The following is a 12,623-nucleotide window of genomic DNA, read 5'->3' on the forward strand; positions in this document are numbered from 1 at the left end:
TTGGTAAGTTCTGTGTCATGTTCTAAAGAGCAGGAACAGAAAGTTGATCAGCAGTATCTCAACTCACAAGACTATTCCGACTTCAGAAAAAGTACAGATGCGGAATTGAAAAGTAACAATGATTCCCAGAATTTAGCAGATGATTTAGTAAAAATATCGGATTGTGGCTACAGCCCTAACTTAGAATCTACCTTTTCACTGGACTGGGAAGTATTGGAAGAGTTAACAGCTAATAAAGAAGAATCATGCAGTGTTGAAAGGAAAGGCCAACAACTAACGCTGGCAGGTGTACAACCTTTTGGCACGCAGACAGTGCGATGGTTTTTATTAGAGCATCAGTCGGCTTACCGTGATGCTGAACTGATTACAGCTACTTTTAATGGAAAAGAGTTGCGGAGTTTTGACATTGTGGGGATATATGAACAGGTACCAGCACGAAGTATCCATACCGACATATCTGTGAATAGTAAGGGAAGTGTGATTTTTATTAGATCTGAAACAATTCGTGATATCAAGTATCCGTTAGAACAAAAAAATACCATTACAACCGAATATGAAATTGATGCCGATGGTAGTATCAATGAATTGTGATAAATATATTTACCCCGATTAATTCGACTAATACTAGTATAGAGTTAATATTAACGTTATGAGTATACTTCAAAAACATATTTTTTTGTTAGCATTCTTTCTTGTTACTCCATTAATGCTTTTGGCCCAGCAGGATATTGTGGATCAAAAACAGCGAGCCGACTCCCTATATGAGTCGTTTCAAGAAAAGCAGGCGCTGGAACTCTATCGCGATATTCTGGAAGAAGAGCCGGAAAACTATAAAGCACTTTGGCGGGCCAGCTTCTTGTATTCTCGGATTGGTAACAGGTTCAGTGATGAGGATGATCAAAAAGAATATTTTAATCGTGGGATTGAGCTTGCTGAACGTGCGCTCGGAGTCGATTCAACCGATGCCCAATCCCATTTCGTTATGGCTGTTGCCATGGGACGTAAAGCATTGATATCGGGAGCTCGCGAACGCGTAGCTGCATCGCGCGCTATTAAAAAACATGCTGACAAAGCCCTAGAATATGATAAAAACCATGCTGGAGCATGGCACGTACTTGGACGCTGGCATTTTAAGGTGGCAAATCTAAGTTGGGTGGAGCGTGCAGCAGCCAATACATTATTTGGGGGTATTCCCGGTGATGCAAGTAATCAGAAAGCTGCTGATGCTATCCAGAAGGCCATAGATCTTAATCAAAATAACATCTTATATTACTACGATCTGGCCAAGGTATATGAAGAAATGGGGCAGGCTCAACAAGCAATTTCAGTGTGTGAAAACGCAGTTGAGCTGGAAAGCCAAACTCCCGATGACCCCGGGTTAAAAGAACAATGCAGAAAACTTATTTATGATCTGCAATAATCGTTATGTTGTGCTGTTAAAATTTCACTTTTGGTATTTGCATTTAGCACATCGAAAAATTAAGAATTTCAATTCTCAGTAAAGAATGGAACGAATAGGTGTATTAACATCTGGCGGGGATGCGCCGGGCATGAATGCCGCCATACGTGCGGTCGTGCGAACTTGCGTGTATTACAATATAACGCCCTATGGTATTTACCAGGGCTATGAGGGACTAATCCAGAATGACATCGAAAAAATGGATGCCGGTTCAGTAAAGCATATAATTCACCAAGGAGGTACGATTTTAAAATCAGCTCGCAGTCTCGACTTCAAAACGGAAAAAGGCATGAAAAAGGCCTGGAAGAATGTTCAAAAGAATAATCTTGACGGGCTCGTGGTTATCGGTGGTGATGGTACATTTACCGGTGCAATGGAATTTGGCAAGAAGTTCGATTTACCCATTGTCGGGATTCCCGGAACCATTGACAACGATATTTATGGGACAGATTTTACCGTTGGGTTTGATACGGCTGTAAACACGGTTGTTGATGCCGTTGATAAAATCCGTGATACCGCAACTTCTCACAACAGATTGTTTTTTATCGAGGTAATGGGTCGTGATGCCGGATTTATCGCTGTGTATTCAGGCATTGCTGCTGGTGCTGAAGAGGTGCTCATTCCCGAGGAAGACCGAGGGGTCGAGAAACTTTTTGAGTCGCTGGCAAAAACATCTAAGCGTAATAAAACGTCACGGTTGGTCATTGTTGCAGAAGGAGATAATAATGGCAGTGTATATGATCTTGAAGAAAAAGTGAAAGATGAATTCGGGAATCGATATGAGACTAAAGTAACGATCTTGGGACATGTACAACGTGGTGGTCGACCGAGCTGTGCAGATCGGGTGTTGGCAAGCCGACTGGGGGTCATTTCGGTTGAGGCTTTGCGAGATGGTAAAGGAGATATCATGGTTGGTATCCGTGATCGGAAAATTAGTTATACCGATTTTGAAAAGGCAACGAAGCAAAATCCTAAAATGGAAAAAGAACTACTTCGTATTGCCGACATTATTTCTATTTAAGGATTCATACGCGTACTTAATTTGATGGAACACGGATTTGAACATACCTCGCACAACGGAAATCCCGTTGATAAGTCTTACGATGCACCTGAGTGGGCTAAACACGTAATTTGGTATCAAATATTTCCCGAGCGTTTTCGCAATGGAGATCCCTCTAACGATCCTACCCGCAAAAGAGTGGACGGACCTAAGGGATGGGAAATATCACCTTGGACTGGCGACTGGTACAAACGGGCTGGCTGGGAGCAATCATTAGGACATTCGTTTCGCGATGGGGTCTTTAAGCGTCGGTACGGTGGTGACATTCAGGGCATTATCGATAAGCTGGATTATCTTCAGGATTTAGGAATTGGTGGCATTTATCTAAACCCTGTATTTGATGCGGTGTCTCTTCATAAATATGATACTAGTAATTATCACCACATTGATCGCTTTTTTGGTCCTGATCCAGAAGGAGATGTAGAGATCATGAAGCAGGAGGATCCTGAAGATCCGGATACTTGGCAGTGGACATCGGCAGATAAGTTGTTCCTAAAGCTGATTGAAGCGGTCCATCAACGAGGAATGAAAATTATTATAGACGGAGTTTTTAATCACACAGGAACCGATTTTTGGGCTTTTCGGGACGTGAGAAAACATCAGTCAAATTCCAAGTATAAAAACTGGTACTCAATTAAGTCGTTTGCGGATGAAAATGACCAGAAATTCGATTACGAGGGATGGTGGGGTGTTAAAAGTTTACCCGAATTAAAAGAGATTGATGGTACCCTGATAAAACCTGTTCGAGAACATTTTTTTGCAATTACACGACGTTGGATGGATCCCGATGGGGATGGTGATCCGTCAGACGGCATCGACGGCTGGCGGTTGGATGTTCCCGAAGAAGTCGGGCAAAAATTTTGGAAAGAATGGAATGAAGTGGTTCGTAATATTAATCCCAAAGCCTATACGGTGGGAGAAATCTGGACGGACAAAGGTCGAAAGTGGGTCAACGGTGAACTCTTTACCGCGGCCATGAACTATCCCTTTACTGAGGCTGTGCAAAATTATATGATTGATCAGTCGTTGACTGTGTCTGATTTTATGAAGCGACTCCGGTCAATTCGGGAGGGATTACCCGAGGGTGCCGAATTCGTTCAACAGAATCTGATGGATAGTCATGATACGCCGCGTCTGGCATCGATGATTGTGAATCCCGGTCGTGAATTTGATACCAAAACCAAGCCCGAAGAGGGGTTTGACGTACGTAAACCGACCTCCGAAGAACGTCGCCTTCAAAGACTCATAGCGTTATTTCAATATACCTATGTTGGTGCTCCTATGATTTTTTACGGTACCGAAGCCGGCATGTGGGGAGCAGATGATCCCGATGACCGGAAGCCGATGCTTTGGCCGGAATTTGAATATGAGGATGAGCAAAGCCATCCGCTGGATAAGGAACGCCCCATTGATAAAAACTCATTTAATGAGGAATTATTTAACTGGTATAAAAAGTTAGGGGAAATCAGAAATAAGCACTTAGCATTGCAAAAGGGAAAATTCCAGGAATTGATTGTCGAAAATGATGCGAATGTATTCGCTTTTACCCGCTTTTTAAATAAACATATGTTTTGTTTGGTAGCTGTCAATCGTTCAAATCAGACACAAAAAATTAGCATACCACTTGATCATTTTGAGGTTGAAAAAGGAAAGCATCTTGAAAACATCGTAACGGGTAATCGAACAGAGGTAGCAAACAGTGAAGCAGTAATTACGCTTCCACCCATTGCTGGCGCTATATTATCTCCCGAAGAGAACTAATTATGCGTATAGATCCCAAATATTTTAATACTTTTTTGCTGATCGTTGCCATCGTGGCCACTTCCCTAATTGCCTATTTTATAATTAGCAATCGCAGTGCGGAAAAATCTGATTTTAAGCAGCGCATGTTAGCGCAGGATTCTCTTCAAACAACTTGGTGGAATAAAGTACAATCAGAAGACAGCCTACAAGTATCTGATTTTGAGGGAACTTATATTGTCTTGGATTTATGGTCGAATTGGTCAGATGCTTCACTTAAATCGCATACCGAACTGGCCAAAATTAAGCAGCAATACCCTGATGATCTGCAGGTTTTAGCAGCTGCTGTAGGGCTACAAAAGAAGGAAGTGGAAGAGTACATCCAAAAGCATCGGTTTCCCTTTCATTTTGTAGCAGGTTCCAGACAGTTCTCGGAGTTCAATATGCCCGGTTTGCCTGTCCAATTTGTGTACGATCAACAACTTGACCTTAAGCATGTATTCTTGGGATATTCGGATGATCGTCAATACGACAGCTTACGGGTGCTCATAAATGGTGGAAAGCAGCAATAACTGGCTTATTTTTGATGGTGACATTATTCCGGCGAATCAGCCGGTTGTGCCGGTAGTTTCTCGGGGATTGATGTATGGAGATGGTGTTTTTGAGACGCTTCGAATTTATAAGGGTAAAACGCTTTTCCTCGAGGACCATCTTACTCGCTTGCATTCAGGAATGCATATGCTGGGAATGCAGGTAGATACTTGTTTAAAAATTGATGCACTCAAAGAACTGATATGGAAACTGTTGGAAAAGCAGCAGTTGCTTGTTGTTGATGCTATTATTCGTCTTCAGGTGTGGAGGGACGGGCAGCGGGGCTATCATCCACAAGCTGATGGTAATATACATTACTCGATAACTGCCTCAGCCTGTCCGGAGGATTTTCGTCCCCTTACATTAGCTACTGTTAAGCAAAGGCGTATACCTTCTCAATCGATGCCATCATCGGCAAAATTCACAAACGGGATTAACTATATTATGGCTGCTCGGCAAGCTTCCGAGAAGGGAGGCGATGACGCCCTGATGCAAACAATCGACGGCTTTATTTCAGAGACGACCATTGCCAATATTTTTTGGGTGAAAGGGGATACTATTTTTACACCTGATAAAGAATGCGATCTTATTCCGGGGATCACGCGTAATATTATTTTAGAAATGATTGGAAAAAGTAATCGATGGAAATATCAAGAAGGTAAATATACACTCGATCATCTTTTGGATGCTGATTCGGTCTGGGTATGCAATTCAGTTCGAGAGGTATTAGCTGTAAAAAAAATTAATAATGTAAAGTTTGATGCTGGTCATCCTGCTATAGAAAAATTACAGGAGCGGTATACCGTATTTCGTGGAGCTAACACAAAGTTTTTAAAATCGTAAATGGGATGGCTGATCTGCTTTCATTGACGAATTATTTTGCCTCTCTTGGTAATGTTATCTTGTTGGAGTCTCAGTCGCAAGATCACCCTTCATCCCAGATTTCATATTTGGCCGCCCAGCCGGAGAGAATCATCAAGGCATATGACGATCAGATTTTTGAGATCAGCGGTACCAAAAAAGAGCAGTACACTCAAAATCCCTGGCAAGCATTGCAGGCATTCAGAAACCGGGTGGATGACTGGTTATTTGGATATTTGGGATATGACTTAAAGAATTATATCGAACAGTTAAGCTCATCTAATGCTGATCCGGTGGGAGCTCCGGATATGTATTTTATGGTCCCCGGATTTTTGTGGAGATACGATCATCATTCTGAAAAGGGAGAGGTAATACGTGGCAAAATGCCCAAAGAGACTGAAATTAAACAGGGTATTTCAGCTAAAAAAGAATGGGAGCTCAAAAGCATGCAATCACAGACAAGTCGAGGGTCCTATATTCCAAAAATAAAACATTCGCAGCATTTGATTGCTGAGGGGGATTTTTACGAAATTAATCTTTCGCATCAAATGAAAGCTCCTTTCAAAGGTTCTCCATGGCAATTATATCAAAAGATGCGTGAAATCGGTCCCGTGCCTTTTGGCAGTTTTTTACAGCTTGGTGAGCTTTCAATTTGTTGCCAGTCGCCCGAGCGATTTCTTCGAAAGGAGGGAGACACTGTTTATTCACAGCCAATTAAGGGGACGTCGAAACGGGGTGAATCTGTTGATGAAGATGAGTTTTTAAAGAAAGAGCTGACTTCATCAGAAAAAGAGCAGGCCGAAAATCTGATGATCGTTGATTTGGTCAGAAATGATTTGAGTAGAATCGCAAAAAAAGGAACAGTGAAAGTTCCTGAACTTTTTGCTATTCAGTCCTTTGGAACCGTGCATCAGTTGGTATCAACTGTCGTTGCCGAGGCAAAGGAGAAAGATCCGGTGACTATTCTGCGAGCTTGCTTCCCAATGGGTTCAATGACAGGAGCTCCTAAAATTAGCGCTATGAAATCAATTGAAGAACTTGAGGATGTTAAGAGGGGGGTATATTCAGGTGCTATAGGATATATCACCCCTGCTGGAGATTTTGATTTTAATGTTGTTATTAGGACAGCCATCATCAAAAAAAATTATTTGTATTACGCAGTTGGGGGTGCAATTACCAGTGACTCTAATCCCCGAAAAGAGTGGGAAGAAACCCAAATTAAAGCTCGCGCGCTCTTACATGTGTTTGAGAACTTGGAAAAAGAATAAGCACTTTTCATAAATCCTGTTATACGGCTCTGCAGGCCTATTATATCCATAAAATGAGAAGTTGCGAAATTCTTGAAATTGGTTATTATTAGAAATGTAAGCCCTTACATTTTTTACTTAAACTGTCATTTTAATCAGGATATTTAAAAGGATAATCAATTGGCTGGAAGTACAATATACGACATTGCAAAAAAAGCGGGCGTAAGCATAGCTACTGTTTCACGCGTTGTTAATAATAGTGATGGTATTGCGGATAAAACGAGAGAGAAAGTATTAAAAGTGGCTGATGAGTTGGGGTATTATCCACAGGCCTACGCCCAAGGACTGGCGCGTAAAAAAAAGAATATCATTATGGTGGTGGTGCCGGTATTATCCAACTACTTTTTTATGGAGGTTTTGGCAGGTATTCAGGATGAGATATCCAAGTACAATTATGATCTGAATATATTCAATGTGCAGAGCAATGGGGAAGGTAAGATGTTTTCCCAGGTAGAGAATATCATCAAACGCCAATGGGCCGATGGTTATCTTTTCATTTCAACACATTTGCGGGACGCCGAACTTGAGCAGCTTCAAAATTATGATATGCCGATTGCGCTTGTTGATGAGTCCTATCCCGGGATGGATTCTGTTTCTGTAGATAATGAAAAGGGCATTGAAAAAGCGATGCATTACTTTTTGAACAATGGGATGACCCGTATTGCTATGATCAGTGCTATGAAAACCTCGAAACCCGGAAGGCAGCGTATTGAAGGATATAAAAAAGCACTAAATGAGGCGGGCGTTGCTGTTGAGGAAGATCTTATTGTAACAGGCGATTCTATGTACCGCGATGGGTTTTCGGAACAGAACGGCTATGAGGCTATGATAAAACTGCTGGAGCTTCCAAATCCCCCACAGGCTTGTTTTTGTACCTCGGATATACAGGCTGTTGGAGCTATGAAAGCGATGGAAGAAAAAGGGATGGAGATACCCATTATTGGCTATGATGATATAACAATTTCGAATTTTATTGGTTTGTCGACCATACGTCAGCCAATGTATGATATGGGTGCTTTGGCAACAAAAAAACTTATGAAAAGAATGAAGAATAGAGAAGCAGAACCCGAGCATAAAGTTTTTGCACCGGAGCTGATTTTGCGATCCTCTACAGATAAAGAAATTAAAGAAGAAAGCTGATAAACATTGTAATCTATGATTAAACCTGACGCATGTATTTTTGATTTGGACGGGGTTATTGTTGAAACATCAGATGCTCATTTTAAAGCCTGGCAGCGACTTGCCGAATCGCTTGGGATATCTTTTGGTGAGGAATTTAATGAGCAGCTAAAAGGCGTGAGTCGACGCAAATCAATAGAAAAGATTTTGGCTATTGATGATCGAGAATTACCGGAGTCGGAAATTCAGCGACTGATGGATAAAAAGAATGGCTGGTATCAAGATGCCATTGCCGAATTAACACCCGGTGATATTCTTAATGGTGTTCCCGGTTTTTTAGAATCATTACAAGAGATGCAGATCCCTTTGGGAATCGGATCATCAAGCAAAAATGCACAGTATATCATTGACTATCTGCAGCTCAATGATACTTTTGGAGTAATTATTGACGGTACTAAAGTGGAAAATACTAAACCCGACCCCGAAGTATTTCTGAAAGGTGCAAAAGCATTGAATGCCGATCCCACTAAGACTATTGTTTTTGAGGATGCAGCATCGGGCGTAGAAGCGGCTAATAACGGCGGTTTTATGAGTGTTGGCGTTGGTTCTGAACAGTATTTGGGTGATGCCGATCTCGTTATTTCCAATTTTATTGGCTTAACACCGAAACAGTTGTTCAAAAAGCTCAATGACAAGTAACGGATAAGTAACAAGATTTTGATCTAAACATAGGATTATGGATAAGTATCTGGAAACTGACGAATGGAAAATTATTGAAAAAGGATTTGATCCGGAACGGCAGCGCTCATCTGAAAGTATTTTCAGTATTGGCAACGGACATATGGGGCAGCGAGCCAATTTTGAAGAGCATTACAGCGGTGATTCGCTTCAAGGCAGTTATATTGGTGGCATTTATTATCCCGACCCCACAAAAGTTGGGTGGTGGAAAAACGGCTATCCCGACTATTTTGCTAAGGTGCTTAATTCTGTGAATTGGATTGGTGTTGATGTCTACATCAACGGTCAGCAATTAGATCTGGCCGAGTGTACAGTTACTGATTTTACGCGCACTTTGGACATGAAAAAAGGGTTATTGGAGCGAAGTTTTGTTGCCGAGTTACAAAATGGTAATAAAGTGGCGGTAGAAGCATGCCGATTTGTGAGCATGGAACGCACCGAGGTCGGAGTGATTGAATATAGCATTAAGGCACTGAATTTTTCCGGTACCATTACGCTTACTCCTTATATCAATGGAGAAGTGTATAACGAAGATGCCAACTACGATGAGATATTTTGGGATGAGCGAACTCAGGATTCATTTGAAGATGGGGGAGTGGTAACAACACAAACAAAAAAGCTTGACTTCCATGTAGCAGCGGCAATGAAAAATGCCATCCATAAAAATGGAGAGTCTTTCGATCTTGATGCCACGGCTTCTGTTTCCTCGATGTATGTTGACCAAACCTTTGAAATTCCTGTTGAAGAAAATGACGTCTTTCAACTTCATAAATATTCCGTAGTTGCTTCTTCTTTGAATCATGATCGTAAGCGCTTACATGACCATGCCAGGCAAGCAGTGGAGGATACAGCTAAAGTCGGCTACCAACAGTTAAAGAAGGAGCATACTGCTTGCTGGAACAATATTTGGAAGGGCAGCGATGTGCATATCGAAGGTGATAAGGATGCCCAGCAGGGAATTAGATTCAATATTTTTCAGCTTTATCAAACCTATACCGGCGAAGATGAGCGCCTGAATATTGGTCCCAAAGGGTTTACAGGTGAAAAGTATGGCGGATGTACCTATTGGGATACCGAGGCATACTGTCTGCCTTTTTATTTGAATACAGCTCCCAACGAGGTGGCTCGGCAGCTGTTATGGTATCGGTATAGACATTTACCAAAAGCGATTGAAAATGCCGAAAAACTTGGCTTTTCCGATGGAGCAGCGCTTTACCCGATGGTAACAATGAACGGTGAGGAATGTCATAACGAATGGGAAATTACATTTGAGGAGGTCCACCGCAATGGTGCCATTGCGTATGCCATTTACAACTACATCCGGCATACAGGTGATGATTCATACCTCAAAGAAGCCGGCCTGGAGGTATTGATTGCTATTTCCAGATTCTGGAGCCAACGGTTTAACTTTTCGGAAAAGCGTCAAAAATATGTCATGCTTGGCGTTACCGGTCCCAACGAATATGAAAACAACATCAATAACAACTGGTACACCTCGTATATTGCCTGCTGGTGTATGCGATATACAATGGAAGCCATTGCAAAAGTTCGCGAAGAATCTCCCGAACGGTTCGAGGAAATTCAGCAGAAGACGTCTTATAAAGATGCTGAGACTGAACGGTGGAAGGATATTTTAGATCGAGTGTATCTTGGTGAAGATGAGGATCTCGGAATTTTCTTACAACAGGATAACTACTTGGATAAAGTGCAGCGAACGGCCGGTGAGCTTGAGAAAGGTGAACGCCCCATTAACCAGTATTGGTCGTGGGATCGCATACTGCGTTCGTGCTTTATCAAGCAAGGTGATGTGGTACAGGGTTTGTACTTTTTTGAAAATCATTTTGATGAGGATACTATTCGCCGCAATTTCGATTTTTACGAGCCCCGAACGCTGCATGAATCATCCCTTTCGCCCTGTATTCATGCTATAATTGCTTCAAAGCTTGGTTATAGTGATAAGGCCTACCAGCTGTATTTGCGTACAGCACGCCTCGATCTTGACGATTACAACAAGGAAGTACACCAGGGATTGCACATTACAAGCATGGCCGGTACCTGGATGTCGATCGTTGAAGGATTTGCCGGAAAACGCGCGAAAGAAGGGCAGTTGTATTTTTCACCATCACTGCCTGAAGAATGGAAGGCCTATTCCTTTAAGATTTTACACAAGGGCAATCGGCTTAATGTTCGGGTTGAACCTGAACAGGTTACCATAACCTGTGAAAAGGGCAGTGGATCAACATGTTATGTTTATGGAGATAAATATGAGATACCTCAAAATAAAGAAGTTGCAATATCAGCACCTGCATTGAGCAAATAACATCTTTTAAGATCAAATAAAATTATACCGCAATGAATAATCGTTCACCGTTTTATACCAGAATATTACCGCTTGTTTTACTGCTTTCCATCTCATTACTGACGTTGGGATGTACCGAATCCATTAAAGAGGATGTACAGGCTAGAGATCATATCGAGCATCCGGAATGGTCGAAAAGTGCCAATATGTATGAGGTTAATATCCGTCAGTATACCGAAGAAGGTACATTCAAAGCGTTTGAAGAGCATCTCCCGCGACTAAAAGAAATGGGGGTTGATGTTCTTTGGCTGATGCCCATTCATCCTATTGGAAAAGAAAAGCGTAAAGGAAAGCTTGGAAGCTATTACTCAATTCAGGATTACAAGGCGGTGAATCCCAATTTTGGGACGATGCAGGATTTCAAAGATCTGGTTAAGGCGACTCATGAGCACGATATGAAACTTTTTTTGGATTGGGTTCCTAACCATACCGCCTGGGATCATGCGTGGGTCGACGAACATCCCGAATATTACATGAAAGATTCTACCGGAGCAATTACCTATGAGGCCGATTGGACCGACATTGCTCAGCTCAATTACGAGAATAAGGAGCTATGGGATAAAATGATCGACAGAATGAAGTACTGGGTCGATGAGACTAATATAGACGGTTATAGAGTAGATCATGCAGGACATGATATTCCTCTGGATTTCTGGAAGAAGGCCATTCCCGAAGTAAATAAATCAAAAGAAGATTTTTTCTGGCTGGCTGAGTGGAATACGCCCGACATGCATCCCTGGTTTGATGCGACCTACACCTGGGAGTACTTTCATCTGACTACAGATATTGCAAAAGGCGAGGCTTCTGTTGATGAGATTACGGATTATATGGCCCAACAGAAAGAACGTTTCCCGTCCCATGCTTATCGACTCTATTTTACTACTAATCACGATGAAAACTCATGGAATGGAACCGACGAAGAACTCTTTGGTGATAATTTCGAGAATTTTGCTGTGATGGCGGCAACTATAGATGGCATGCCGCTGGTGTATAGCGGACAGGAAACCGCTCTTGATAAACGGTTGGAGTTTTTTGAAAGAGATCCCATTGAATGGGACGGATTTGAATATGAGGATTTCTACCGAACACTGTTCAAGCTGAAAGATCGAAATGAGGCGCTATGGAATGGTCAGTATGGCGGGGAATTCGTTGCTGTGCCTACCGAGTCCTCAGGACAGACATATGCTTATAAACGCGTGAAAGGGGATAATGAAGTTTTTGTAATCCTTAATTTCGAAGGCAGCGAGCAGAATATCTCCCTTCCCGGGCTTGAAGAATCTACCGAATATATCGATGTATTTAGGCAAGAGAATATTACAATAGACAAAGAAGGAGTGACACTCGATGCCCATAGTCATTTGGTGCTTGAAAAGTGATTCCAATAATAAA

General features: G+C 41.9%; 11 protein-coding genes. All 11 read left to right on the forward strand.

What is annotated here, in order from left to right; all coding sequences use genetic code 11:
• The first annotated feature begins 12 nt into the window (after nucleotides 1-12).
• The 11 genes from ACT3IB_RS01690 (at nucleotide 13) to ACT3IB_RS01740 (ending at nucleotide 12,610) form a co-directional block, all read left to right on the forward strand.
• Complete coding sequence (locus ACT3IB_RS01690) at nucleotides 13-591, forward strand: hypothetical protein (RefSeq protein ID WP_491537286.1); 579 nt, start codon at nucleotides 13-15, stop codon at nucleotides 589-591.
• 58 nt (nucleotides 592-649) lie between these two features.
• Complete coding sequence (locus ACT3IB_RS01695; protein ID WP_491537287.1) at nucleotides 650-1,420, forward strand: tetratricopeptide repeat protein; 771 nt, start codon at nucleotides 650-652, stop codon at nucleotides 1,418-1,420.
• Nucleotides 1,421-1,505: 85 nt separating this feature from the next.
• Nucleotides 1,506-2,480 (forward strand): 6-phosphofructokinase, encoded by a 975-nt coding sequence (gene pfkA, locus ACT3IB_RS01700; RefSeq protein WP_491537288.1) that lies wholly within the window; start codon nucleotides 1,506-1,508, stop codon nucleotides 2,478-2,480.
• 24 nt (nucleotides 2,481-2,504) lie between these two features.
• Complete coding sequence (locus tag ACT3IB_RS01705; protein WP_491537289.1) at nucleotides 2,505-4,280, forward strand: glycoside hydrolase family 13 protein; 1,776 nt, start codon at nucleotides 2,505-2,507, stop codon at nucleotides 4,278-4,280.
• Nucleotides 4,281-4,282: 2 nt separating this feature from the next.
• Complete coding sequence (locus ACT3IB_RS01710) at nucleotides 4,283-4,831, forward strand: peroxiredoxin family protein (protein WP_491537290.1); 549 nt, start codon at nucleotides 4,283-4,285, stop codon at nucleotides 4,829-4,831.
• A complete protein-coding gene (locus ACT3IB_RS01715; RefSeq protein WP_491537291.1) occupies nucleotides 4,812-5,693 on the forward strand; it encodes an aminotransferase class IV in 882 nt (293 codons plus the stop codon). The genes ACT3IB_RS01710 and ACT3IB_RS01715 overlap by 20 nt, the downstream gene beginning before the upstream one ends.
• Nucleotides 5,694-5,698: 5 nt before the next feature.
• Nucleotides 5,699-6,979: an aminodeoxychorismate synthase component I gene (pabB, locus tag ACT3IB_RS01720; RefSeq protein ID WP_491537292.1), complete on the forward strand. Its 1,281-nt coding sequence runs from the start codon at nucleotides 5,699-5,701 to the stop codon at nucleotides 6,977-6,979.
• Nucleotides 6,980-7,138: 159 nt separating this feature from the next.
• Nucleotides 7,139-8,158 carry a LacI family DNA-binding transcriptional regulator gene (locus ACT3IB_RS01725; protein WP_491537293.1) on the forward strand — a complete coding sequence of 340 codons (1,020 nt, stop codon included), beginning with the start codon at nucleotides 7,139-7,141 and terminating at the stop codon, nucleotides 8,156-8,158.
• Nucleotides 8,159-8,173: 15 nt separating this feature from the next.
• Nucleotides 8,174-8,836 carry a beta-phosphoglucomutase gene (gene pgmB / locus ACT3IB_RS01730; RefSeq protein ID WP_491537294.1) on the forward strand — a complete coding sequence of 221 codons (663 nt, stop codon included), beginning with the start codon at nucleotides 8,174-8,176 and terminating at the stop codon, nucleotides 8,834-8,836.
• Nucleotides 8,837-8,873: 37 nt separating this feature from the next.
• Entirely contained in the window at nucleotides 8,874-11,195 is a 2,322-nt protein-coding gene (locus ACT3IB_RS01735) for a family 65 glycosyl hydrolase domain-containing protein (RefSeq protein ID WP_491537295.1), read from the forward strand.
• A 32-nt stretch (nucleotides 11,196-11,227) separates the two neighbouring features.
• Nucleotides 11,228-12,610, forward strand: coding sequence for an alpha-amylase family glycosyl hydrolase (locus ACT3IB_RS01740; protein WP_491537296.1), 1,383 nt, complete (start codon nucleotides 11,228-11,230; stop codon nucleotides 12,608-12,610).
• The last annotated feature ends 13 nt before the right edge of the window (nucleotides 12,611-12,623 follow it).

Source organism: Fodinibius sp. GM21 (assembly GCF_058386955.1).